This is a genomic window from Nitrococcus sp., assembly GCF_059432795.1.
This window is the reverse complement of sequence record NZ_JBXWZQ010000204.1, coordinates 23,676-47,534: the sequence shown is the minus strand read 5'-3', so window position 1 is coordinate 47,534 and position 23,859 is coordinate 23,676. Positions and strand designations below refer to the sequence as shown.

The 23,859-nt window shown below is 64.5% G+C and carries 19 protein-coding genes; 10 read left to right on the top strand and 9 right to left on the bottom strand.

Annotated elements, in window-relative coordinates:
* Together bamC and purL are read left to right on the top strand one after the other, a co-directional pair.
* Positions 1-524, top strand: a 524-nt coding sequence (bamC, locus tag AC52Q4_RS14480; RefSeq protein WP_495537506.1) for an NlpB/DapX family lipoprotein, incomplete at its 5' end; no start/stop codon positions are given.
* Positions 525-583: 59 nt separating this feature from the next.
* Positions 584-4,483, top strand: a complete 3,900-nt coding sequence (gene purL / locus AC52Q4_RS14475) for a phosphoribosylformylglycinamidine synthase (protein ID WP_495537505.1) — start codon at positions 584-586, stop codon at positions 4,481-4,483.
* 75 nt (positions 4,484-4,558) lie between these two features.
* Here the strand turns inward: purL and AC52Q4_RS14470 are convergent, their stop codons facing one another.
* The 3 genes from AC52Q4_RS14470 to ubiK form a co-directional block, all read right to left on the bottom strand.
* On the bottom strand, positions 4,559-5,830 hold the full coding sequence (locus tag AC52Q4_RS14470) for a D-amino acid dehydrogenase (RefSeq protein ID WP_495537504.1): 1,272 nt from the start codon (positions 5,828-5,830) through the stop codon (positions 4,559-4,561).
* 350 nt (positions 5,831-6,180) lie between these two features.
* On the bottom strand, positions 6,181-7,680 hold the full coding sequence (locus tag AC52Q4_RS14465) for a YifB family Mg chelatase-like AAA ATPase (RefSeq protein WP_495537503.1): 1,500 nt from the start codon (positions 7,678-7,680) through the stop codon (positions 6,181-6,183).
* 52 nt (positions 7,681-7,732) lie between these two features.
* Positions 7,733-8,071: a ubiquinone biosynthesis accessory factor UbiK gene (gene ubiK / locus AC52Q4_RS14460; RefSeq protein WP_495537502.1), complete on the bottom strand. Its 339-nt coding sequence runs from the start codon at positions 8,069-8,071 to the stop codon at positions 7,733-7,735.
* 254 nt (positions 8,072-8,325) lie between these two features.
* On the opposite strand from ubiK, the gene AC52Q4_RS14455 reads away from it, so the two are divergent.
* The 4 genes from AC52Q4_RS14455 (at position 8,326) to AC52Q4_RS14440 (ending at position 11,586) form a co-directional block, all read left to right on the top strand.
* The gene (locus AC52Q4_RS14455; protein ID WP_495537501.1) at positions 8,326-8,670 is read left to right on the top strand and encodes a P-II family nitrogen regulator; all 345 of its coding nucleotides are present in this window, start codon (positions 8,326-8,328) and stop codon (positions 8,668-8,670) included.
* A gap of 74 nt (positions 8,671-8,744) precedes the next feature.
* On the top strand, positions 8,745-10,007 hold the full coding sequence (locus tag AC52Q4_RS14450) for an ammonium transporter (RefSeq protein ID WP_495537500.1): 1,263 nt from the start codon (positions 8,745-8,747) through the stop codon (positions 10,005-10,007).
* An 89-nt stretch (positions 10,008-10,096) separates the two neighbouring features.
* Positions 10,097-10,783 (top strand): ABC transporter ATP-binding protein, encoded by a 687-nt coding sequence (locus tag AC52Q4_RS14445; RefSeq protein WP_495537509.1) that lies wholly within the window; start codon positions 10,097-10,099, stop codon positions 10,781-10,783.
* Positions 10,780-11,586, top strand: coding sequence for an ABC transporter permease (locus AC52Q4_RS14440; protein ID WP_495537499.1), 807 nt, complete (start codon positions 10,780-10,782; stop codon positions 11,584-11,586). Before AC52Q4_RS14445 ends, AC52Q4_RS14440 begins: the two co-directional genes overlap by 4 nt.
* Positions 11,587-11,620: 34 nt before the next feature.
* Here the strand turns inward: AC52Q4_RS14440 and speE are convergent, their stop codons facing one another.
* Entirely contained in the window at positions 11,621-12,478 is an 858-nt protein-coding gene (speE, locus tag AC52Q4_RS14435; protein WP_495537498.1) for a polyamine aminopropyltransferase, read from the bottom strand.
* A gap of 176 nt (positions 12,479-12,654) precedes the next feature.
* On the opposite strand from speE, the gene speA reads away from it, so the two are divergent.
* From speA to AC52Q4_RS14420, 3 genes are all read left to right on the top strand, one after another.
* Positions 12,655-14,574, top strand: a complete 1,920-nt coding sequence (gene speA / locus AC52Q4_RS14430) for a biosynthetic arginine decarboxylase (protein WP_495537497.1) — start codon at positions 12,655-12,657, stop codon at positions 14,572-14,574.
* Positions 14,574-15,458, top strand: coding sequence for an NAD(P)-dependent oxidoreductase (locus AC52Q4_RS14425; protein ID WP_495537496.1), 885 nt, complete (start codon positions 14,574-14,576; stop codon positions 15,456-15,458). The genes speA and AC52Q4_RS14425 overlap by 1 nt, the downstream gene beginning before the upstream one ends.
* Positions 15,459-15,799: 341 nt before the next feature.
* The gene (locus AC52Q4_RS14420; RefSeq protein WP_495537495.1) at positions 15,800-16,816 is read left to right on the top strand and encodes a lysylphosphatidylglycerol synthase transmembrane domain-containing protein; all 1,017 of its coding nucleotides are present in this window, start codon (positions 15,800-15,802) and stop codon (positions 16,814-16,816) included.
* Here AC52Q4_RS14420 and AC52Q4_RS14415 read toward each other — a convergent pair.
* The 3 genes from AC52Q4_RS14415 to AC52Q4_RS14405 form a co-directional block, all read right to left on the bottom strand.
* The gene (locus AC52Q4_RS14415) at positions 16,800-17,471 is read right to left on the bottom strand and encodes an SPOR domain-containing protein (protein ID WP_495537494.1); all 672 of its coding nucleotides are present in this window, start codon (positions 17,469-17,471) and stop codon (positions 16,800-16,802) included. The genes AC52Q4_RS14420 and AC52Q4_RS14415 overlap by 17 nt on opposite strands.
* 2 nt (positions 17,472-17,473) lie before the next feature.
* Positions 17,474-19,234, bottom strand: coding sequence for an arginine--tRNA ligase (gene argS, locus AC52Q4_RS14410; RefSeq protein ID WP_495537493.1), 1,761 nt, complete (start codon positions 19,232-19,234; stop codon positions 17,474-17,476).
* Positions 19,235-19,401: 167 nt separating this feature from the next.
* Positions 19,402-21,603 carry a primosomal protein N' gene (locus AC52Q4_RS14405; protein WP_495537492.1) on the bottom strand — a complete coding sequence of 734 codons (2,202 nt, stop codon included), beginning with the start codon at positions 21,601-21,603 and terminating at the stop codon, positions 19,402-19,404.
* 229 nt (positions 21,604-21,832) lie between these two features.
* Between AC52Q4_RS14405 and AC52Q4_RS14400 the strand changes: the two genes are divergently transcribed.
* Entirely contained in the window at positions 21,833-22,381 is a 549-nt protein-coding gene (locus AC52Q4_RS14400; protein WP_495537491.1) for a DUF2147 domain-containing protein, read from the top strand.
* 4 nt (positions 22,382-22,385) lie between these two features.
* On the opposite strand, the gene spt is transcribed toward AC52Q4_RS14400, so the two are convergent.
* Together spt and AC52Q4_RS14390 are read right to left on the bottom strand one after the other, a co-directional pair.
* Complete coding sequence (gene spt / locus AC52Q4_RS14395) at positions 22,386-23,600, bottom strand: serine palmitoyltransferase (RefSeq protein WP_495537490.1); 1,215 nt, start codon at positions 23,598-23,600, stop codon at positions 22,386-22,388.
* The gene (locus tag AC52Q4_RS14390) at positions 23,600-23,848 is read right to left on the bottom strand and encodes an acyl carrier protein (protein WP_495537489.1); all 249 of its coding nucleotides are present in this window, start codon (positions 23,846-23,848) and stop codon (positions 23,600-23,602) included. Before AC52Q4_RS14390 ends, spt begins: the two co-directional genes overlap by 1 nt.
* Positions 23,849-23,859: the final 11 nt, after the last annotated feature.

Here is a 23,859-nt window from a genome sequence, read left to right as displayed (position 1 = left end):
TCGTGCGCGACCAGCAAGGCCAGTGGCGGTTGGCCGAGGGCGATCGCTTCCTCGAAGGGGAGTTCATGGCCGCGCTCTCGGCCGAGCTCGGTGGTGAGCGCGCGCCGTCCGCATCGGCGACCCTCGTGAGCCAAGACACTCCGAGTGAGCCCAAGCCCATGATGCGGCAGCTCGACGATGGGCGGTCCGCTTTGATTCTGCCCGACCGATTCTTCAAGGCGTGGCGGCGGATCGGCTTGGCCCTCGACCGGGCCGGTTTTACCGTCGTCGACCGGGACCGCAGCGCGCGGCATTATTTCGTGCGCTACGATACACGTGCCGAGGTGGGGCCAAAGGAAAAAGGATTGTTGGACACAGTCGCTTTCTGGCGCTCCGATATTCCGGATACGGTCGAGCAATACCGGATCGACCTGAGCGAAGCGAACGACGACATTCAGGTTACGGTCCACCGTTTTGACGGCAGCCCGGCGGCCGAGGGCATCAGCGGCAAGATACTCGGGTTGGTCGAGGAACAGCTGAACTGACGGTCGGGGTGCTTCGCAGGCGAAGCACACATTCCCATCGACTCGGGCCATTGCAAGCCATGCTGAGTTTCACCGGCGGCTCCGCCCTATCCGCTTTTCGCACCGAGCAGCTTGTCAGCAACCTCAAGCGAGCCGTGGACCGTATGCATTCGGTCAGCGCGCGCTACATGTATTTCGTCGATATCGAGATGCAGCTCAGCGGGCGCAAGCACGCGGTGCTGCAGGACCTGCTCGGTTGCGAGGCTGGGTGGGACGCCGGCATGGAAGGCGGACAGTTGCTTCTCGTCGTGCCCCGTCTCGGCACCGTTTCCCCCTGGTCGAGCAAGGCAACGGACATCGCCCACCATTGCGGCCTGAGCGAGGTGCGGCGTATCGAGCACGGCATCGCTTATCGCTTGCGGGCGGCCGATGGCAAAGCGATTACGTCAGGCGAGCTACAGCGGGTACACGGTCTCATACACGATCGTATGACCGAATCCGTGCTTACGAGTCTTGGTGCTGCCGGCTCGCTTTTTTATCTGAGCGACCCCGCGCCACTCGGGCATATCGACATCCTCGGTAACGGACAGCTCGCCCTCGAGCACGCGAATCGCGACCTGGGACTGGCGCTGGCGAGTGATGAGATCGACTACCTGCTGGAGAGCTACCGAGCTCTGGGGCGCAACCCGAGCGATGTCGAGCTGATGATGTTCGCTCAGGCCAATTCCGAGCACTGTCGGCACAAGATATTCAATGCCGATTGGATCATCGATGGCGAACGCCGCCCGCACTCACTGCTGCAAATGATTCGCCACACCCATGAATGCTCTCCACAATGGGTCCTTTCGGCTTATCGTGACAATGCGGCGGTCATCGAGGGCCATTTCGCGCGCCGGTTCGTTGCGGATCCCGACAACGGTGTCTACGGACTTCTCGAGGAGCCGGCGCACTTGGTGCTCAAGGTGGAAACGCATAACCACCCCACCGCGATCGCGCCTTTTGCGGGCGCGGCGACCGGCGTCGGCGGCGAAATTCGCGACGAGGCGGCCACCGGACGCGGGGCCAAGCCCAAGGCCGGGTTCGCCGGATTTGCGGTTTCCAACCTCCGCCTGCCCGAGGCATTGCAGCCTTGGGAGCAGGAATACGGTCATCCCGAGCGCATCGTCAGCGCGCTGAACGTGATGTTGCACGCGCCCATTGGGGCCGCTTCCTACGCCAACGAGTTCGGGCGCCCGCAGTTGAGCGGTTATTTCCGCACGTTCGAAATGACGGTGCCCGGTGCCAAAGGCGCGGAGGTGCGTGGCTATCACAAGCCGATCATGCTCGCCGGCGGCGTTGGCAATATTCGCCCGCAGGACGTTGCCAAAAAGCCGATACCGGTCAATGCGGCGCTGGTGGTTCTGGGTGGGCCGGCGATGTTGATCGGTCTCGGTGGCGGAGCGGCCTCCTCCCTTGCCAGTGGGGCGAGCGCGGAGGCGCTGGATTTTGCCTCGGTTCAGCGCAGCAATCCCGAAATGGAGCGCCGTTGCCAGGAGGTGATCGACACCTGCTGGCGATCGGGTGCGCGTAATCCCATCCTTTCCATTCATGACGTCGGCGCGGGCGGCCTGGCGAACGCATTGCCCGAGCTGCTCGATGAATTCGCCCGCGGCGGGCGCATCGAGTTGCGCACGATCCCCAATGCCGATCCGCGCATGTCGCCGCTGGAGTTGTGGTGCAACGAATCCCAGGAGCGCTACGTGCTCGCGATCGAGCCGGATCGTTTCGCGGCGTTTCGCCGGATTTGCGAACGTGAACGTTGCCCCTATGCAGTTGTCGGCGAGGCCACGGCGGAGCGCCGCCTGATCGTCGGTGACGGGCATTTCGACAATACCCCGGTGGATTTGCCTTTGGAACTGCTGCTCGGCAAGCCACCGAAGATGTTGCGACAGGCCCGTAGCCGGCCGGTACCCAAGACGAGGCTCATGCTCGCGGGCATCGATCCGCTCGCCGCGGCGCAGCGGATACTGCGCCTGCCCTGCGTCGCCGCCAAGCATTTCCTGATCACAATTGGTGATCGCAGCGTCTCCGGTCTGGTCGCACGTGATCAGATGGTCGGCCCCTGGCAGATCCCGGTGGCCGATGTGGCCGTGACCCTGGCGGATTATCTGGGCTATTCAGGCGAAGCCATGGCCCTCGGTGAACGCACGCCCGTTGCGTTGCTGCAGGCCCCGGCGTCCGGACGCCTGGCGGTGGGCGAGGCGCTTACCAACATCGCTGCGGCCGCGGTGGGGGAAATCGCGCGGGTGAGCCTGTCGGCGAATTGGATGGCCGCTGCCGGTTACAGCGGCGAGGATGCGCGTCTTTATGAAACGGTGCGCGCCGTGGCGATGGAGCTCTGTCCGAAGCTGGGCATCCCCATTCCGGTCGGCAAGGATTCGCTGTCCATGCGCACGGTGTGGGAGGAGGCAGGTGAGCCAAAGAGCGTGACGGCCCCCTTGTCACTGGTTGTCAGCGCGTTCGCGGCGGTAGAGGATGCGCGCAAAACGCTCACGCCGCAGCTGCGGACCGACCGTGGCGAGACGGACCTCATTCTGATCGACCTGGGCAAAGGCCGCAATCGCCTGGGCGCTTCCGCCTTCGCTCAGGTATATGGGCAGCTGGGTCACGAGCCGGCGGATCTGAATGACCCCGATGCCTTGGTGAGAGCGTTCAACACGATCCAGGCGCTCGTCCGCGCGGAGCGCTTGCTCGCTTACCATGACCGCTCCGATGGCGGCCTCTTCGTCACGCTGGCGGAAATGGCGTTTGCCGGCCACACCGGCTTGGATGCCAACCTGGACGAGCTGGGGGACGCGCCGCTCGCGGCACTTTTCAGTGAAGAGCTGGGAGCCGTCGTGCAGGTTGAGCGCGCGCGCCGCGCGCAGGTGCTCGACGCGCTGCACGAGGCCGGGTTGGGACGCCATTGCCATGTGCTCGGTGGTCTGCGTGACGATGATCGCTTGGTGTTCCGCCGCGGTGGCACGATCGTGCTCGAGGCACCCCGCGTCGAGCTGCAGCGGGCGTGGTCCGAGACAACCTGGCGCATGCAGACGCTGCGGGACAACCCGCAGTGCGCGCGTGAGGAATACGATGCCTTGCTGGAAGGCTCGGATTCCGGGCTGCACGCCGCGCTCACGTTCGATCCGGCGCACGACGTCGGTGCTCCGTACATCGGCGCCGGCGCACGCCCGCGCGTGGCGGTGCTGCGCGAGCAAGGCGTCAACGGGCATGTGGAGATGGCGGCGGCATTCGATCGAGCCGGCTTCATGGCGGTCGATGTGCACATGAGCGATCTGCTCGAGGGCCGCCGTTTCCTCGATGAATTCCACGGTATCGCCGCAGCCGGCGGATTTTCTTACGGCGACGTGCTGGGAGCGGGTGGCGGCTGGGCCAAATCGATTCTCTACAACGCCCGCGCTCGCGATGCATTTGCCGCCTTCTGTGGGCGGCCCGATGTCTTCGGTCTCGGGATATGTAACGGCTGTCAGATGTTCGCCGGGCTGCGGGAGCTGATACCGGGCAGCGAGCTTTGGCCGCAATTTGTCCGCAACCGCTCCGAGCAGTTCGAGGCGCGCCTGGCGATGGTGGAAATAATGGCGTCTCCCTCGATATTCCTGGAGGGGATGGCCGGCTCCCGGCTACCGATCGCCGTGGCGCACGGCGAAGGCCGCGCGCAGTACGACTCGCCGCAAGGGCTTCGGCAGGCCCTCGCGGCCGACGTGGTCGCCATGCGTTATGTGGATAATTTCGGCCGGCCCACCGAGCGTTATCCGGCAAACCCCAACGGTTCACCCGAGGGGGTGACCGGTTTCACTAGCCGTGACGGGCGCTTCACCATCCTCATGCCCCATCCGGAGCGGGTGTACCGCACGATCCAGCTTGCCTGGTCGCCACGGCAGTGGGGCGAGGACAGTCCATGGTTGCGACTGTTTCGCAACGCACGCAAGGCCTGCGGTTAGGCGCGGATGTCGATGGTGGCCGTGCGAGGCGAAAGCGGTTTTCACCTTCACTAAGATAGAACACTGAGCGGGCGATCAGGTGCTGCGCGCAAAGCGCGCGAGCGTGAGCCCGTCGAGATCGAGCTCGGGCTGGCCTCCGGCGAGGATATCGTTGAGCGCATAGGCGCATCCGGCGGCGAACGTCCAACCAAGGTGACCGGAGCCCACGTTCAGCAAGAGGTTGGATACCGGAGTGCGTCCCAGGATGGGGGGGCCGTCCACCGTGAGCGGGCGCAGGCAGGCCCAGCCGGAAGCCGCGTCCCGATCCACCGTGGCGGCGAGTTCCGGCAAATTGCTCAGGGCCTGCTCGATGATGGTGCGCACGCGCTGTTCCCGGATGCTGTAATCGTAGCCGGCAAACTCGGCGGTTCCCGCGATGCGCAGGCGCTCGCCCAGCTGGGTCATCACGACCTTATGGCGTTCGTCGATGATGGGCACCCGCGGCACCCCGGGGCAACCGGTGGTGCTTAGGCTCGCGGAGTAGCCTTTTACCGGGCGGATCGGCAGATCGATGCCGAGTGGCTTGGCGAGCAGCGGCGCGTCCGCGCCGGCGGCGAGCACGTAGCAGTCGGCTTGGCGCAGGCCGCGGCTGGTCACGACGCCATGAATGGAGCCGTCTCTGAGCTCGATGCGACGCACCTCCGTGCGCAGCTCGAAGCAGACGCCTTGCCGTGCGGCCAGCTCACCCAGACGACGAGTGAAAAGGCAGGCATCACCGCTCTCGTCGTCCGGATAATAGATCGCGCCGACGAGCGCCTCGCGTACCCCCGCGAGGGCGGGTTCCAGGGCGATCGTGGCCGGCACGTCGAGAATCTCGTGGCGCACGCCGAGCTCCGCGGTCAGCGCCGCGGTCAGCGCCGCCTTGTCGAGTTCGTGCCGGGAACGGAAGATCTTGAGGATGCCGTGCTGCGCATCATCGTAGCGGATACCGGTTTGCTCCCGGATGCGCTGTGTCATCCGGTGACTGTAGCGGGCGAGCCGGGTATTGATGCGCGTGTTGCGCCGGTGGTGGTGAGGGCGACTATAGCGCAAGAAGCCGACGCCCCAGCCGAGCAGATACGGCAATTGCGAGAGCCGCAGGAGCAGGGGCGAGTTCTCCCGCCCGATCCAGCGCGTGAGCTGGCGCAGGGCGGCGGGGGTATTCCAGGGTTCGGTGTGGCTCGCGTGCAGCATCCCGCCGTTGGCGAAGCTTCCCTCGGCGGCCAGTGTGCTTGCCCGGTCGACGACGGTGACCTCGTGACCGCTCTGCCGCAAACACCACGCCGTGGTGGTGCCAATGACGCCGCCGCCGATCACCAGAACCTTCATTCACCGCTCATGTAACGTCGATGCCTACCGGGGGGACGGCGAGGCATGTTCGCGCATTGTCGCATGGTTTCGATCGTTCCTTGGCCCCTTTCTTGGCGTCACCGGCGACGGGTGATGTCCCGCATCGTCGTCGACGCTCGTTGATCGGCTAAAGCGACCTACTTACTGAGAATGTTCAGGCAAGGGGCGGGTCGTTCAATGCGGCGAGGGTTGGTTGCTGAGGTCGGAGGTCACCCTGATGCCGCGGTGCGCCAGTATGGCATGATTTGGCCTTATTGTTTATCGCGGCAGCTGCGAATTCGAGCACACTTCGCGCGATATTCGCCGGTGGGCGCGTGCAACAGGATCCATTAGGGTGTATGCAGGCAATGCCGATAAGCGATCGCCTCGGCGAGGTGCGTGCAGCGTATGCGCTCGGCACCGGCGAGGTCCGCGATACTCCGCGCGAGCTTCAGGCAGCGGTGGTAGGCGCGGGGCGAGAAGCGGAGCCGTTCCATCGCCTGCTGTAGGAGCCGCAACTCCGCTTCGCCGAGCGGGCAGGCGATTTCCACTTCGCTCGCTGTGAGCCGCGCCGCCGGCTTGCCGTCGCGCTCAGTCTGACGCTGACGGGCGGTGACGACGCGTTGGCGGACGACAGAGGTGGGCTCGGCCGCTGCGCTTTCGCTCATCTCGGCGGCCGTCAGCCGGGGAACGGCGACGTGCATGTCGATGCGATCGAGTAGCGGACCGCTGAGCCGGCCCCGGTACCGGGCGATCTGATCGGCCGTGCAGCGGCAAGTCGCCGCGGTGTCCCCGAGATGGCCGCAGGGACATGGGTTCATGGCGGCCACAAGCTGAAAGTTGGCCGGGTACTCCGCCTTGGCGGCGGCACGGGAGATAATTACCCGCCCGGTCTCGACGGGCTCGCGCAGTGCTTCCAATGCCGCGCGATTGAACTCCGGCAACTCGTCGAGAAAAAGCACGCCGTTGTGAGACAGGGAAATCTCTCCCGGTCGCGGTCGAGTCCCGCCACCGGTCAGTGCGACGTTCGAGGCGCTGTGGTGCGGGGCACGAAAGGGGCGCCGAGCCCAGTGCTCGGGGCGAAAGCCCCCGTCGGCTACGGAGAGCACCGCCGCCGTCTCCAAGCTTTCTTGTTTGGACATGGGAGGCAGCAGGCCGGGCAGGCGTCGTGCAAGCATGCTCTTGCCGGTGCCGGGTGGTCCGATCAGCAGCAGGCTGTGCTCACCGGCGGCGGCGATTTCCAAACAGCGTTTGGCCTGCTGCTGCGCCCGCACATCGGCAAGGTCCGGGGCTTGCGCGCTCGGCACGCCGCGCGGTGCCTCCACGGCCTCAAGGCGAGTCGTTCCGCTGAGATGAGCGCAGACATCGAGCAGGTGAGCGGCACCGAGAACATTGTCCTCGGCGGCCAACATCGCCTCGGGCGCGTTCTCGCGCGGTACGATCAACCAACGTTCGCTCTGGCGGGTGTGCAGCGCCATCGGCAGAACGGCGCTGATTGCGCGAAGCTTGCCGGTCAGTGCCAGCTCACCGGCAAACTCGTAGGACTCGAGCTCATTGCAGGGCAATTGACCCGAGGCGGCTAGAATGCCCACCGCGATGGGCAGATCGAAGCGACCGCCTTCTTTGGGCAGATCGGCGGGGGCGAGATTGACGGTGATCCGGCGCGTGGGGAAGTCGAATCCGCTGGTCAGTATGGCGCTGCGTACGCGGTCTTTTGCTTCCTTTACGGCCGTTTCCGGAAGCCCGACCACGGACAACGACGGCAGGCCGTTGGTCAAATGTACTTCGACGGCAACCGAGGGTGCCTGTACCCCAACGGCAGCCCGCCCGTAGGCGACGGCAACAGACACGGCACCCTCCTTGGCCGAACCGAGCGCCCATTTCGCTGACCGAAACGGGGCGTCATTCGTTGCTGGATTGCGGATCCTTGCCCGTGCTGCGCGCGCGCCGTGTCGGACCCTTGCCCGCCGAGGGCGTCTCGCCGGGCGTGGCGGCGGCCTTCAGCGCCGTTTCGAGTGCGGCCACCTGCGCCTCCAGCTCATGCAGACGCGCCCGCGTTCGCGCCAGCGTTTTCGCCTGAGCGTCGAATTCGTCGCGTGTGATCAAATCCATGCGGGCGAAGGCGGACTGCATGGTGGCCCGCACATTCCTCTCGACCTCCTGTTGGAACTCGCGCATCCCGGGCGGAAGGCTTTCCGTGAATCGACGTGCAAGCTCATCGAGTTGCTTCGGATCGAGCATTGGGCTGCCTCCTTCATGACGGCCTGAACCATTGTAAGTCGGCGGCGATCCGCCCGCCAGCGCCTTTCCTGTGCACCACGACGATGCCTTTTGCACCTGAAAGAGGCCGGCGCTTGTGGCAGGGCGGTCGGGGGCGTATTACATGTGATTGTTTCTTCGAGGAAAACAGGCATTGGCCCAGACCATGCTTTGCTGTCCGCGCAGATCGGAACAAAAGCCCGTTGCCGGTGGCGAAAACACATAGGGAAAGCCATATGAAATACGTTGTCGCGGTAATCAAGCCGTTCAAATTGCACGACGTGCGTCAGGCACTCTGCGGGCTCGGCCTGCAGGGGCTCACCGTATCGGAGGTAAAGGGGTTCGGACGCCATGTGGATCATGGCGAGCTTTATCGGGGCGTGGAGTACCGGGCCGACCTGCTGCCCCGGATCAAGGTCGAGGCGGCGCTGGATGATGGTTGTGTGGAGCAGGCCCTCGAGGCGATCTGTCAAGCCGCCCGCACGGGGAAGGCGGGCGACGGGAAGATCTTCGTCTCACCGCTCGAGCGGATTGTGCGTATCCGTACCAACGAGACCGGCAAAGCGGCGCTGCGCGCGTGAATAAGGCAGTCACGGAGGAGGCATCCATGGACGTTCGCTCGACTCGCAAAGCTCTCGGCCTCGTCACAATCTTAATGTTGCCCGCTCCGCTCGCAGCGGTGGCCGCCGAGGCTCAGCGTGTCGACTCGGGCGACACCGCCTGGATGTTGACGGCCACCGCATTCGTGCTCTTCATGACGATCCCGGGGCTGTCCCTATTCTACGCCGGCATGGTGCGTAGCAAGAATGCATTGTCGATCATGATGCAGTGCTTCGCCATTACCTGTCTGGTCAGCCTCTTGTGGGCCACCTACGGTTACAGCCTCGCATTCGCCGACGGCGGTGGGTTGCAGCCGGTCGTTGGTTCGCTCGCGAAATCGTTGCTCTTCGGTGTGGACGGAGTACTTGACGGTGGCCGTATCCCGGAGACCGTGTTCGCGATGTTCCAGCTGAGCTTCGCCGTCATCACGCCGGCGCTTATCGTGGGGGCGTTTGCCGAGCGCATGAAGTTCTCCGCCATGCTTTGGTTCGTCGGCGGTTGGCTGAGCCTGGTCTACATCCCGGTTGCTCATTGGGTGTGGGGCGGCGGTTGGCTCGGCGCTCTCGGCGTGCTGGATTTTGCGGGCGGCACGGTGGTGCATATCAATGCCGGGGTGGCGGGGCTGGTCACGGCGATGGTGCTGGGTCGGCGACGGGGTTATCCGGCTACCCCGATGATGCCGCACAATATGGTATTCACGCTCGTCGGTACCGGCATGCTTTGGGTCGGTTGGTTCGGCTTCAACGCCGGCAGCGCACTCGCTGCGGATGCGATCGCCGGTCGGGCGATGCTGGCGACCCAGATCGCCACGGCCGCGGCGGCATTGAGCTGGATGATCGCCGAGTGGGTCGGTCACGGTAAGCCGAGCGCTTTGGGGATCGCCTCCGGGGCCGTGGCCGGAATGGTGGCGATCACGCCCGCTTCCGGATTGGTCGGCGTGCTCGGCGCACTGATCATCGGCGCTGGCGCCGGTCTCGCCTGCTTCTATGCCGTCACCCGCGCTAAGCCGGCGCTCGGTTATGATGATGCTCTGGACTGTTTCGGTGTGCACGGGGTGGGAGGCATCGTCGGCGCGCTCACTATGGCCATCTTCGTGGTCGAGCCGCTGGGCGGCGTCGGCCTGCCGGCCGAAGTTTCCCTTGTAGGACAAGCGGGCAGACAGATACTGGGCGTGTTGGTAACGATCATCTATGATGCCTTGCTCACCTTTGCGCTGCTGAAGGGCATCGATGCGTTCATCGGGCTGCGGGTGACCGACGAGCAGGAGATGGCGGGCCTCGATATCGCATTGCATGATGAGCGCGGCTATAACCTCTGAGCGAGCGAGAGCGGTTGCGGTCGGTGGCTTCATCGCCACGGGCGCCGATGGGGCACAGCGCGATTTGCCGCTGGGCGTGATTGGCCAAGGTGGCGTGCACGGGGCTTGATCTCTCAGGCCCGAGGGATGATTACCTCGCTCTCAAGGGGCGAGCGACGGCTGACAGCGGTATGATGAGCACGGGCCTGGTCATAGAAAACCTCGATTGCGGCAGTGTTCGCGACGTGAATCTCACGCTCGCCGGGGGCGAATGCGTGAGTCTCGCCGGCGTGTCCGGCAGCGGCAAGACGCGGCTGCTGCGCGCGATTGCCGATCTCGACGAGCATCTCGGCAACGTTTCACTCGACGGCACGGACCGGCGCGCGTTTCGGCCGGCGCAGTGGCGCCATCGGGTGGTGATGGTTCCGGCGGACAGCCATTGGTGGGCGGATACGGTGGGCGTGCATCTCAATGGCAGCCCGGATAGGGACCTCACCGCACTGGGTTTTGACCCCGAGGTGCGTGGTTGGTCCATTCGCCGCCTGTCCTCCGGGGAGCGTCAGCGTTTGGCGCTGGTGCGCGCGGCGGCACTGGAACCGCGAGTTTTGCTGCTCGATGAGCCGACCGCTAATCTGGATGCCGACGCGACCGGACGGGTCGAGCGCTGGCTTGCTGAGCGTCGCGAGCAAAATGGCACGGCCGTGCTCTGGGTCACCCACAATCCCACCCAGGCGGCGCGGGTAGCGCAGCGCGGCTACCGGATCACCGAAGGCAGATTGCAACGCGTATTCCCATGAAGATGGAGCATTTGGGGTGGCTGGATCTCAGCGTCGCCGCGATTTTGGTGGTGATTCTGGCGGCGCTCGCGGCCCGCGCGCGTCTGGAGATCAGTCGTCCACTGCTGATATCGGCCGCCCGCATGGTGATTCAGCTCGCGCTGGTAGGCGTCGTGCTGGAGACACTCTTCGCGCACACCGCCCTTCACTGGGTTTCGTTGATGGCCGTGGTCATGTTGCTGCTTGCCGGTTGGGAGGTGGTGGCGCGGCAACGCCGACGGCTCGCCGGATGGTGGAGCTTCGGCATCAGCGCCGCGGCCATGTTCGTTTCGTCGTTTTCCGTCACCGGGTTCGCACTGATTGCGCTGGTGCAGGCCGAGCCCTGGTACGAGCCGAGGTATGCGATTCCGCTGCTCGGCATGCTTCTCGGCAATACCATGAACGGCGTGGCACTGAGCCAGGATCGGCTGATCGAAGGCGCGTGGCAGCAGCGCGATATCATCGAGGCGCGCCTGATGCTGGGGCAAGGATGGCAGGAGGCCTTGGGGTCGGTCAGCCGCGAAAGCATGCGCAGCGGCATGATTCCTCTGATCAACGGTATGGCTGCCGCGGGCGTGGTGAGTTTGCCGGGCATGATGACCGGTCAGATCCTGGCTGGCAGCCCACCGGCGGAAGCCGTCAAATATCAAATCCTGATCTTTTTACTGATCACCGTCGGCAGTGGCTTCGGCACATTGCTGGCCAATCGGCTGGCGGCTCGTCGCTTGTTCGATGAGCGGGAGCGTCTGCGCGTGGACCGTCTGGTTCGGATGCAGACACGCTGACCTGGGCGCCGCCGGCGATGACGAGGCCTTCGTGTCAAGCATCGAACAGGTCGCGGCAGAATGGCGGTAGCGCCAGCGCGCCGCAATGCACTTCTTCATTATAGTAGCGGGTCGGAAAGGGCCGCGCGGCTGCGGCGGCGCGGCGGAACTCCCGTACGTCGCGGCTCTTGCCGGCCAGCGTGCAGCTCCACCAGCCGCTTGGATAGCTCGGCACGGGAAAGGAAAGGGTCGCGCAGTGGGCGTATTTTGCTCCCGCCAAGGTACGGTGCAGCGGCTTGAGGATGCTCTGCGCATGCAGCAGCGGGGACTCGCTCTGCTGAGCGAGGACACCGCCCGGTTTCAAAATGCGGTGAGTCTCACGCAGAAAATCGTAGCCGAACAGATCGCGCGCCGGGCCGATGGGATCCGTGCTGTCGATGATGACCACATCAAAGGATTCCGCGGCCGAGCGACGCACGAACTCGATGCCGTCCTCGAAGCGCAACTCGCAGCGCGGGTCGGCGTTCATGGCCGTGAGCTCGGGAAAGAAGCGCTCGGCAATCCGGGTGACCCGCTCGTCGATCTCGACCTGCATCACCCGCTGTACCTCCGCGTGGCGGAGCACTTCCTGCAAAGTGCCGCAATCGCCGCCGCCGATGATCAGCACGTCCCGCGCTCTGGCATGGGTGAACAAGGCAGGGTGCGCCATCATCTCATGGTAGATGAAGTTGTCGCGCGCGGTGAGCATCACGCACCCGTCGATGACCATCAGGCGGCCCCAATGCGCCGTTTCGAAGACTTCGACGCGTTGATACGGTGACTGCTCGACATGCAGTCTCTGCCGTATGCGAAGCGAGAAGGCGATGCCCTCGCTGTCGACTATTTCTGTGAACCAGTTCTCGTCAAGGGCCATGGTCATTTCGTTCCCGGACGCCGGCCCGCCCGGCGCCACCGAGCGGCGCCGCGGGATGGTACCGTGCTGCTTTGCAGTCGCTCGTCCGCCGGGCGCCGGCGCGTCACCGGATTCGGCTATTGAGCACGGATGGTAAACTGGGCGACCTTTGTGTATCGCCACGATTGTGATTGTACATGGATAATGCGAGCGGTCATCCGGCCCGAGAAATCTATAACATCGGCTACTGGAGCGGCGGCTACTTCGACATCACGCATGCTGGACGGCTGATTGCGCGACCCGACGGTCGCCGGGACGGCTGCGAGGTGGATCTTTACGAGCTTGCGCGGGACATACGCCGCGCCGGTCTCGCGCTTCCGGTGCTGGTGCGTTTCATCGATATCCTCCACGATCGGGTGGCCCGCTTGTGTCGAGCCTTTCGCCGCGCGATGAGCGCGCATGGCTATGACGGTTCGTATACCGCCGTCTATCCGATCAAGGTGAATCAGCAGCGCCGGGTGGTGGAGGAGATCCTGGCCGGTGCTGAAGATCGGGTCGGTTTGGAATGCGGCAGCAAGCCCGAACTCATGGGCGCGATGGCGATCTCTGCCGACGGCGGGCGCATCATCTGCAACGGCTATAAGGATCGCGAGTACATCCGTCTGGCGTTGCGCTCACGGCAGCTGGGGCTGGATTGCTGGATCGTGGTGGAGAAACTCTCCGAACTCGAGCTGATCATTCTCGAGTCGCGGCGCCTCGGTGTCGAGCCGCGCTTGGGCTTACGCGTGCGCCTGGCCTCCATCGGTGAGGGGAAATGGCAGAACACCGGTGGCGAGAAGTCCAAGTTCGGGCTTTCCGCCGCCCAGGCACTGACCGTGGTCGAGCGCCTGCGCGAGGTGGACATGCTCGCTTCGCTGCAGATGCTGCATTTTCACCTCGGCTCTCAGATCCCCAACATTGCCGACATCCAGCGTGGGATGCGCGAGGCGGCCCGCTACTATGTCGAGCTCAACCGGCTGGGGGCGCCGGTGGGCTGCGTGGACGTTGGCGGCGGTTTGGGCGTGGACTACGAAGGCACCCGTTCGCGCAACTTCTGCTCGATCAACTACACGGTGGAAGAATACGCCCACAACATCGTCCATACGCTAGGCGAGCTTGCCAGCGCCGCCGGATTGCGCCATCCGGACATCATTACCGAATCGGGCCGGGCCATGACGGCGCATCACGCCGTGCTCATCACGGACGTGATCGATGTCGACCGGGCGCCGGACCCGCCGGATCTGCCCGCGCCCGATGACCGCGCGCCGCCGATTCTTCGCGATCTCTGGCGCGGTCTCGCGCAGGGGGAGCGGCGCTCGCCGCTCGAGGTTTATCATGATGCCTGTCACTGGCTGCACGAAGCTCAGAGCATGTACACGCACGGCCTGCTCAGTCTGGCGCAAAGAGCCGAGGCCGAGCGCATCTATCATGCCACCTGCCGGCGCGTGCACAGCCGCTTGGATCCACAGGTGCGCGCGCATCGCGATGTGCTCGATGAGCTCGAGGAGAAGCTCGCCGACAAGCTGTTCGGCAATTTTTCGCTGTTTCAATCGATGCCCGATATCTGGGCCATCGATCAGCTTTTCCCGATTCTGCCGTTGCACCGGCTCAATGAACCGCTCGTCAGGCGTTGCGTGCTGCAGGACCTCACCTGTGACTCCGATGGGACCGTGCGCTTGTACGTGGACCGGGCCGGCGTGGAGCGCACGCTGCCGCTGCCGATCTGTCGCGCCGGTGAGCCCTTGGTGCTCGGCGTTTTTCTCGTCGGGGCGTACCAGGAAATTCTGGGCGATATTCATAATCTCTTCGGTGATACCGACTCGGTCAATGTGGTGCTCACGCCCGAGGGCTACCGGCTCACGGACGCGCGCAACGGTGACAGCATCGAAGCCGTGCTGCGTCAGGTCCATTTCGACGGGCGGGAGTTGCTGCAGAGCTACCGCCGGCGTGTGGTCACGGCACCGCTCGACGAGGCGGTGCGCAGGGAGTGTCTGCGCGAGCTCGAGGCAGGCCTCCAGGGCTACACCTATCTCAACGGTCCACACGGCAGCGGCGTGACAGAGGAGGAAGGACAGTAATGAAAGTGGGAGTGATCGGCCTCGGCGCCATGGGCGGTGGAATGGCGCGGCGCCTAGCGAAGGCCGGGCTGCTGAGCGGTGTCTGGAATCGCAGCACGTCCACGGCCGCGACGCTTGCCGAAACGCTGGGAGTGAGCGTAAGCCCTGATCCGGCCGCGTTGGCGCGTGAGTGCGATGTCATCATCATTTCGGTCTCGGCGGACGCCGATGTGCTTGAGGTGGTGGCGGCGATGGAAGACGGCATCGGCCGCGGCAAGATCATCGTGGACACCTCGACCATCGCCGTTAGTACGGTGCAGCAAGTGGCCGAGCGCGTCGCAAGCCATGGCGCGTGGTTCATCGACGCGCCGGTCTCGGGTGGCAAAGAAGGCGCCCATTCGGGCAGCCTGGTGATAATGGCGGGCGGCGACGCCGTTGCGATCGAGCGTGCCATGCCGGTATTCGATGCCATTGCGCGTAAAGTGGTTCGCGTCGGTGATTCGGGTCAGGGCCAAGCCGCGAAAGCGGTGAATCAGGTCATGTGCGCCGGGATCAATCAGGCCGTATGTGAGGCCTTGGCCTTTGGCGAGGCCCAGGGTCTCGATATGGACACCGTCATCGCGCTGCTCAGCGGCGGGGCGGCCGGCAACTGGTTCCTAGAGCATCGGGGCCCGACAATGGTGGGTGGCTCATTTGAGCCCGGCTTCAAATGCGCACTGCACTATAAAGACCTATCGATCTGCCGGAGTATGCTCGATGAGCTCGGGGTGGCTTTGCCGGTGGTGGAAATGACGCTCAAGCACTACGAGCGCCTACTCGAGCAAGGCCATGGTGAGGCGGATATCTCGGTGCTCTACCGTCTCAAGCAGGCGTTATTCGCGCAGGGGAACAAGCGCAGCTTGTGAGCGAAGGGGTGCAGCGGGTCCTGTTTTCGCTCCATCGGAACGCGGCCATGCTTGACATCGAGACAGATGTTTTGCTCGTATACCACCCAATACCTTCAAATTAGGTCAGCCTCGGTTATGGCTGCCGGCACGCTGGGGGTGACGGCGTGCGCAACGGACTGTAAGCTGTGCGGCTATTGTAGAACGTGTGAGTATATTCGCCGCTGCCGCGAGTTGCCCCGCCCTCTGCGGATACCGCCGCAAATCGGCAACCTGAACACTGCGATCTCTCATCGGCCGGCCCCTGCCCGAGCCTGGCTACACGCCCAAGGCTGTTCGGATGTGAGGGAGGGTGTGACTACGTGAATCGCTTCTCGTGGGGATTTCTCGTCCTCGTCAGTCTGGTTGTGAGTCTCTCGCTGCCGCTTGTCTATGGGGGCGTGGACAGCTTCAAGCAGCTTGCCACCATATCGCCTGCGGTGGTGGCTTTGTTGCTCTCGATGATCGTGGCGGGCTGGATGTTCAATGCCGGGCGCATACGCATCCTGGCCCGTGGTCTCGGCGTGCGGCTGCGCGCGCGTGAGGCGCTGCGCACGGTGGTCAGTGCCGAGTTCGCCGCCGTGGCCACACCCGCTTCGACGGGCGGTGCGGCGACCTACATCTTTCTGCTCTCCCGGCGCGGTCTGCGCCTCGGCGAGGCGGCTGCCATTGTGGCATTCGATCAGGTGATGGACTTGATCTTTTTCGCAACGGCGATGCCGTTGGCGTTGGTGCTGTTTCTCACCGGACAGGGACTCACCCGGTCGTTCAGCGGGCCTGCGGTATTGATTGGCGTGCTGGCGCTCGGGGTGACCCTAATGTTGTGGCTGCCGCGTCACTACCGTCCGGTGGCCATCTGGCTGGGGCGGGTCATTCGCCGGGTACCCTGCCTTTGCCGGTTACGTTACCGGCTCGCCCGATGGTTGATCCAGTTCCGTTGCAGCGTCACGCTTCTGTTGCGCCTCGGCCCGCGTCGTCTGTTGTTGATCTATGTGCTTTGCGTCGGCCACTGGCTGCTCCGTTATGGGGTGTTGCCGGTGCTGCTCTATTTCATGGGCTATTCAGGGCACTGGTCCTATATATTCCTCGCGCAGGGATTGATGTTCTTGGTGGGTCACGTTTCGTTCCTTCCCGGGGGCGCGGGCGGTGTCGAACTTGCCTTCGGTGCGCTGCTGCGACCGTATCTGGATGGCGGCACTACGGCCGCGGCTATCCTCGTTTGGCGTTTTTGCACCTTTTACTGGTATCTGCTTGCTGGCGCGCCGGTGTTTATCTTTACGACCGGCCGGCGGGTATTCGGGTTTGCCGCCCAGAATGTCGACCTCAGCCGCCGCGCTTGAGCAGGATGGTATGTATCTTATTCGTCTGTAGACGCTCTCGAATGGAGTTGAGGTTAGCGCGATTGCTGAAGGGTCCGATGCGGACCCGATGCCAGGTTTCGCCGCTGGCAAGCTCCACATTCTGTATCGATGCCTCGATCCCCAACAGCGCCAGATGCGCCTTCAGCTGATCGGCGTCGTTGAGACTGCGAAACGAGCCCACCTGTAAGAGGTATCCGACGGTACTCTCCTTGTTGCCGTTATCCTCTCGCTTCGTCCCGTTGCTCGGTCGGCGTGGGTGCTTCGCCTCGGTGGGAGCGGGCGGCGGCTTTACGGCTGGAGCCGCTAGGCGCGGTTCCGGAGCCGGCACGCTTACCTCCTGATCGGGCAGCAGCTTGTAGAACTCGAATTGGGGTTGCTGGGGCTCGTTGCGCTGCGACGCTCGCTCCTCGTCCGGCGTCCCGTCAGGCTCACCAGCAGCCCCCTCGTGGGTCTGAAAGAGCCCGGTAACCGCCTCGCTGCTGCTCGGCGTCGAATGATGCAGCTGTACCAGCAGAGCGACGAACAAGCCGACGCTCAGCCCTGCCAGGCCCCAGCTCCAGCCCGGCAGCAGCGAGTGCCCAGTGGAGGAGGGCCGGCTGGCTTGTCGTGAGCGTTTATTGGTTTCTCGAGCCATGATTACATGCTTTGCGGTGCGGAGACACCCAGTATCGTGAGGCCATTGTGCAGAACCTGCCGGGTGGCGATGATCAGGTTGAGTCGCGCGTTGCGCAGCTTCGGATTGTCCACCAGAAACGGGTGGGCGTTGTAGTAGGTATGGAAGGCATTCGCTAGTTCCCGTAGGTAATGACCGAGCTGATGGGGCTCGTGCGCTAGCGCGGCGGTTTCTACCAACTCCGGGTAACGGCCCAGCTGGGCCAGCAATTGCCGTTCGTGCGCTTCGGTGAGGTGCTCTATGGCCTGCAAGCCCAGCGCCGTGTCATGGCTTCCACCGCGCTCGGCGAGTTGGCGCATGACGCTGCAAATCCGTGCGTGGGCGTACTGAATATAGTAGACGGGGTTGTCACTCGACTCGGACTTGGCGAGATCCAGATCGAAATCGAGGTGTTGCTCGGGTCTGCGCATGACGTAGAAGAAACGAGCCGCATCATTGCCCACCTCCTCGCGTAGCGCGCGGAGCGTCACGAACTCGCCGGAGCGGGTGGACATTGAAAGCCGCTGGGAGCCGCGATAGAGAATGGCGAATTGCACCAGCCTGATTTCCAGCCGCTCGGGTGCATAGCCAAGCGCGGCGAGCGCGGCCTGAATGCGCGCGACATAGCCGTGATGATCGGCTCCCCAGATATCGATCGCACAATCGAAGTCGCGCTCGAGCTTGTCGATGTGGTAAGCGATATCCGAGGCGAAATAGGTGATCTGGCCGTCAGAGCGGCGTATTACCCGGTCCTTCTCATCGCCGAAGGCGCTGGAGCGAAACCACAGTGCGCCGGCGTCGTTATAAAGATGTCCCATTGACGAGAGGCGCTCGATTGCGCGTTCCACTGCGCCGCCGCTCAGCAGCGCGCGCTCGGAGAACCATTCATCGTAGCTTACGCCGAATTCCTGCAGATCCGCTCGGATATCGGCGAGGATCGACTGCAGGGCAGTTTGCTGCACGTCCCGATAAGCCGGTTCGCCGAGCAGTGTCTTCGCCCGACGGACAAGGGCGTCGACGTACTCCTCTTGATCGCCGCCCTGGCTTGCATCCGCCGGTAGGGCGTGCATGAGCTCGGTGCCGGCGAGCCGGAATCGCTCCCCCTGGCGCGTGTGCAGGTCATCGGCGATGTGACGGATGTAGTCGCCGCGATAGCCGTTGTCGGGAAAACGCACATCCTCCCCGCAGGCCTGGAGGTAGCGCAGGAGGACGCTCAGCGCGAGGATATCCATCTGCCGGCCGGCGTCGTTGATGTAGTACTCACGCCGGACTCGGAAACCGGCGCTCGTGAGCAGATTTCCGAGCGCGGCGCCGAAAGCCGCGCCACGACCATGGCCGACATGCAGAGGGCCTGTTGGATTGGCCGAGACGAATTCCAGCAAGACCTGCCGATTCGCGCCGATGCGGCTCAATCCATAGCGTGTGCCAGCCTCGATGATTTCGGGGATGACCGCGAACGCGGCGGCCGAGGTCAGGAAAAAGTTGATGAAGCCCGGCCCGGCCACCTCCACTCGCTCGATGTATTTATGGCGCGGCAGCCCGTCGACGATAAGCTGTGCGAGTTCCCGAGGCGGGCGGCGCGCCGGCTTGGCAAGCTGCATGGCGACATTGGTCGAATAATCGCCGTGGGCATTGGCCCGTCCCCGATCGATTTGGATATCGACCACGGCCTCTGTCGGCAACGTGCCATTCTGGCGTAGCGACGCGAGGGCTTGCTCCAAGAGTTCGGCGAGCTGATTTTTCATACTGGGTGGCCGCGTTTTGCTGCGCGAGGTGCAAAACCGCTTATTATCCTGGCTGTGACGGAGCTTGCAAGGAGGCCGCGCGGGCGCGCATCGACGCGCGTCGCGAACCGTGCTGACGCCACGGCCATTATAGGGAAGTTCTCCTGCGGAGGCTCGGTGGCGCCGATTTACAGTATCTCCAACGGATCGACATCCAGAGACCAGCGCACGCGGCGCGCCTCTTTGAGCGCGGCGAGGCGTGGCACCCAGTCACGCAGCAGAGCCTGCAGCGTGTCTCGGCGCGCCGACTGGAGCAGCAGCTGAGCACGGTACCGTCCTGCGCGGCGCTCCATCGGTGCCGGGACCGGCCCCAATATGCTTATCCCTTGCGCTGGGCGCGCGCTCGCCTTCGCTTGATGCAGAAAAGCGCTTGGCGCCTGCGCCTCGTGCGCCTCGGCGCGGAGCAAGGCCATGGCGGAAAACGGCGGGAGGCTCGCCTGCTCGCGTTCGTTTAGGGCGTTGTCGGCAAAATCCTCATAGCCCTTGTGGATCAGTGTCTGGAGCAATGGGTGCTCCGGGTAATGCGTCTGAATGACCACCTCGCCGGGGCGCGAGGCACGCCCGGCTCGGCCGGCCACCTGAATCAACAGCTGAGCGAAGCGTTCTGGCGCCCGGAAATCCGAACCGAACAGGCCCTGGTCGGCGTCGATGATCGCTACGAGCGTTACGGTCGGCAGGTGATGGCCCTTGGCGAGCATCTGAGTGCCGAGCAGCAGCTGCGCCTTGCCTTGGTGGGCCGCCTGCATTCGCGCTTCGAAGGCGCCTTTGCCGCGTGTGCTGTCACGATCGATGCGGAGCAGGCCGACTCCGGGAAACGCCAGCCGCAGCGCGGCCTCGATGCGTTGCGTGCCGTAACCGAGCGCCCGCAGGTCGGCTCCGGCGCAGTGCGGGCAATGCGTCGGCACGGTGCGCTCGTAGAAACAGTAGTGGCAGCGGATGCGTTTGCCGGTGTCGTGATACGTCAGTCGGGCATCGCAACGCCGGCACTGGGCAACCCAGCCGCATTCGTGACACAGCAGCGTTGGCGCGAAACCGCGGCGGTTCAGCAACAGCAGCGCTTGGTGGCCGGCATCGAGGTGGCTTTTCAGCCGTTGCTCCAAAGGCTGGGATAGCCCCTCTCGCAGCTTTTTCCCTCGCACATCGAGGAGGCAAAAGGTCGGCGTCGCGGCGCCGCCGGCCCGGTGCGGCAGGCGCAGCGGTCGATAGCGCCCCCGGCGCGCATTGTACAGCGTCTCGAGCGAGACCGTGGCCGAGCCCAGCACGATCGGGATGTGCAGGCGCCGAGCGCGAACCACGGCGAGATCGCGCGCCGAATAGCGAAAGCCATCCTGCTGTTTGAGGGAAACATCGTGCTCCTCGTCGACGATGATCAGCCCCGGGCGCGCCAGCGGGGCGAACACCGCCGAGCGGGTGCCTATGATCACCGAGGCGGCGCCGTTGCCGGCGGCAAGCCAGCCTCCCAGCCGCTCGGCATCGGAGAGCCCCGAATGCAGTACGGCGAGGGTGGCATCGAGGCGCCTGGTGAAGCGCTCCACCAGCTGCGGGGTCAGTCCGATCTCGGGCACCAGCACGAGCACCTGGCGCCCCGCGGCGAGAACGGCCTCGATCGCGGCGAGGTAGACCTCCGTCTTGCCACTGCCCGTCACGCCCTCGAGCAGCAGCGCCTGAAAGCCGTTCAACGCGGCGGTGATCGCTTGGATGGCGCTGCGTTGCGCTGTATTGAGCTCTGGCGCGGCGAGCCGAGCATTGCCGTAGTGCAGCCCATAGGCGGGTTTGTCCGAGGTCTCGATCCAGCCGCGAGCAACCAAGCGCTCGAGGGCACCACGCCAATTAGCGGCCGACTCTTCCAGCTCGGCCCGGCGTAGAGGCCCGTTCGACTGCTGCAGAGTCTCAAGCAGTCTTGCCTGCCGCGGCGCACGCGGACGCAGCGCTTCTGCAGCAATGGCTCGGCCGGTTGGCGTTATTCGCCACAGGCGCTCGCGCGCCGGCGCGGCGGGTCGGCCAAGGCGCAACAAGCGCGGTAACGCCGTAGCCAGGCTCTCACCGATTGGGTGCTGATAATAGCGGCTCGCCCAGAGCAGCAATTCCATGAGCTCCGCGGGAAGCACCGGCTGGAGATCGAGCACGGTTTCGATCGGGCGCAGGCGCTGGTGCTCGATGGAGGTCTCGCGAACCACGGCCGTGACGAGGCCAACCACCCGGCGCTTGCCGAACGGCACCCGCACCCGGGCACCGACGCACGGCAGCGGCGTCGCCGAGGGCAAGGTGTAGTCAAACAAATCGTAGAGCGGGGAGGGTACGGCGACCCGAACGATGGGGGGGGTGCTCATGCCCTCACCGCGCGCGCTTGGGCGACAGGAGCCTTCGTGTGGGCGTGGTTGAGATGCGGGGCCGGCCGCGATAATAATACGCTGATTCGTTTGGTCGCCCCGTCAGCGATTTGATCCGGCGCGGGAGCGTTGCATCGCGGACCGTCGTGCGGTGTGGCCAGCGCGCCCGTCTCTGCCCCTGACAACCCATCCGAGGCACGGCATTGCCGCGCTGCGAGGAACTTGTTTGATGCGTCTGCTTAGCGTGGCGTCGGCTGCTTTGTTGCTCGCCGGCACGGTGCTTCGGGCGGCGCCGGGCGATCAGCCCGGGCCGCTCGGTGTCTGGCTCAACGAGAAGTCCACGGTCGCGGTGCGTATCGTGAGCTGCGGCGCGGAGCTCTGCGGTCGTATTGTCTGGCTCGCCAAGCCTTACCGCGGCAATGGCAAGCTCAAGCGTGACCGGCATAACCCGAACGCCGGCAAGCGAGAACAGCCTCTTTGCGGGCTGAGGGTGCTCGAAGGTTTCCGGCAAACATCCGAGCGTGTCTGGGATGATGGTCAGATCTATGATCCGCGCAAGGGGAAGACCTATCATAGCTACCTGACACTGGCCGCACGCGACGAGCTCCGGGTTCGTGCCTACGTTGGGCTGCCATTGTTTGGCAAGACCCAGACTTGGCACCGTGCCGACGCACCGGCACGAGAGTGCCCGCAACCGTCACCGCGGCGGCCGTCTTCGGGCGCGAGCGGGCCCGATGAGCATGGCCACCTCACCAGCGAGCGCGCGGCGCTGGAATGAGCTTTCAATCCTCTCCGGCACCCAGCGTATCCGAGGGGCTTAGGATCGCTTGCAGATCGGCGAACGCCTCGCAGATCGTGTCGATCTGCTCCGGGCTATGGGCCGCGCTGACACTGCAGCGGACCAGAGTGTAGCCGCCCGGTGTGGCCGGGGGCAGCACGAGATTGACATAGATGCCCCGTTCGAGCAGCCCCTGACAGAACGCCACGGCCTGGTGGCGGGAGCCGAGCAGGGTTGCCACGACTGGGCTCGGCTCGGGGCCGAGGCGGCAGCCGATGGCCTTCAACTGCCGATACAGCTTGGTGGCGTTGGCCCAAAGGCGCTCGCGCAGCTGCGGGCGGCTACGCAGCAGATGCAGCGCCGCGCGCGTGGAGGCAATCACGGAGGGCGAGGGCGATGCCGTGAAGATGTATGGGCGGCTAGCGTAGCGCAAGTATTCCAATTCGGGGTGATTGCTGGCGACGAATCCGCCTACGGATCCCAGGCTTTTGCTGAACGTGCCGAGGACGAAGTCGACCTCACCGGCGACCCCGGCCTCCTCGCAGAGCCCGCGGCCGCACTCGCCGAGCACGCCCAGCGAATGCGCTTCGTCGACCACGAGACAGCCACCGTGGCGGCGTTTTATGGCGGCGATCTCGGCCAGCGGCGCGCGGTCGCCGAGCATGCTGTAGAGCCCTTCCACGACGATCAGCGTGTTCTCGGCACGTTCTTTGAGCCGCTGCAGACGCTTTTCGAGGTCGGCAACGTCATTGTGTCGAAACCGTATGATCTGAGCGCCGCTGAGTCGGCAGGCATCGTAGATGCTGGCGTGGCAATCCGCATCGAGCAAAATCACGTCCTGCGAGCCGGCCAACGTGCCGATCAGGCCCAGGCTGGCGAGATAGCCGGTGGAGAAAACGATCACCGAACGGCATTGATAAAAATCCCCGAGCTCGGCTTCCAGTGCGTAGTGGCCGCCGTAGCTGCCGTTCGCCATCCGCGAACCCGTGGTCCCCGTCCCTTCCCGATCCAAGGCTTTATGGGCGGCTTCGATGCATTCGGGCGCAAACGTCAGACCGAGGTAATTGTTGGTGCCCGCGAGCAGTACGCGCCGTCCGCCGATACGCGCTTCGGTCGGTGAGTACACTTGTTCGATGCGCGTTTCGAAGGGGTTTGGACCGGTGGGAAAGAGCTCTGCACGGTCGCTGACGAGCTTATTGAACTTGTCGAACAACGCCATTATCCCGTCTCCATCAACCGGGCGATTGCGCGAGCGAGGTCCCCGGGAGTGCGGATGTCGGCAAGGATGTTCAAAGGTACGGAAATATCGAAGTCCTCTTCGATTTCCAGCAGCAGATCCATGACGTTGACGGAATCGAGGCCGAGCTCGCTGACCAAGTCCGTGTCCTCCTCCAATGTCGTGCCCTCCGGTGCCATGGAGCGCAGGTGGGCGTAGAGTCGGTCGAGAATCTGTTGGTAGTCTGCCATGCCCTGCAAGC

Excerpts from the sequence above, each read along its gene's own strand:
- purL (WP_495537505.1), top strand. The coding sequence starts at position 584 with ATGCTGAGTTTCACCGGCGGCTCCGCCCTATCCGCTTTTCGCACCGAG.
- AC52Q4_RS14470 (WP_495537504.1), bottom strand. The coding sequence starts at position 5,830 with ATGAAGGTTCTGGTGATCGGCGGCGGCGTCATTGGCACCACCACGGCG.
- ubiK (WP_495537502.1), bottom strand. The coding sequence starts at position 8,071 with ATGCTCGATCCGAAGCAACTCGATGAGCTTGCACGTCGATTCACGGAA.
- AC52Q4_RS14455 (WP_495537501.1), top strand. The coding sequence starts at position 8,326 with ATGAAATACGTTGTCGCGGTAATCAAGCCGTTCAAATTGCACGACGTG.
- AC52Q4_RS14450 (WP_495537500.1), top strand. The coding sequence starts at position 8,745 with ATGTTGCCCGCTCCGCTCGCAGCGGTGGCCGCCGAGGCTCAGCGTGTC.
- AC52Q4_RS14440 (WP_495537499.1), top strand. The coding sequence starts at position 10,780 with ATGAAGATGGAGCATTTGGGGTGGCTGGATCTCAGCGTCGCCGCGATT.
- speE (WP_495537498.1), bottom strand. The coding sequence starts at position 12,478 with ATGGCCCTTGACGAGAACTGGTTCACAGAAATAGTCGACAGCGAGGGC.
- speA (WP_495537497.1), top strand. The coding sequence starts at position 12,655 with ATGGATAATGCGAGCGGTCATCCGGCCCGAGAAATCTATAACATCGGC.
- AC52Q4_RS14425 (WP_495537496.1), top strand. The coding sequence starts at position 14,574 with ATGAAAGTGGGAGTGATCGGCCTCGGCGCCATGGGCGGTGGAATGGCG.
- AC52Q4_RS14415 (WP_495537494.1), bottom strand. The coding sequence starts at position 17,471 with ATGGCTCGAGAAACCAATAAACGCTCACGACAAGCCAGCCGGCCCTCC.
- argS (WP_495537493.1), bottom strand. The coding sequence starts at position 19,234 with ATGAAAAATCAGCTCGCCGAACTCTTGGAGCAAGCCCTCGCGTCGCTA.
- AC52Q4_RS14405 (WP_495537492.1), bottom strand. The coding sequence starts at position 21,603 with ATGAGCACCCCCCCCATCGTTCGGGTCGCCGTACCCTCCCCGCTCTAC.
- AC52Q4_RS14400 (WP_495537491.1), top strand. The coding sequence starts at position 21,833 with ATGCGTCTGCTTAGCGTGGCGTCGGCTGCTTTGTTGCTCGCCGGCACG.
- spt (WP_495537490.1), bottom strand. The coding sequence starts at position 23,600 with ATGGCGTTGTTCGACAAGTTCAATAAGCTCGTCAGCGACCGTGCAGAG.
- AC52Q4_RS14390 (WP_495537489.1), bottom strand. The coding sequence starts at position 23,848 with ATGGCAGACTACCAACAGATTCTCGACCGACTCTACGCCCACCTGCGC.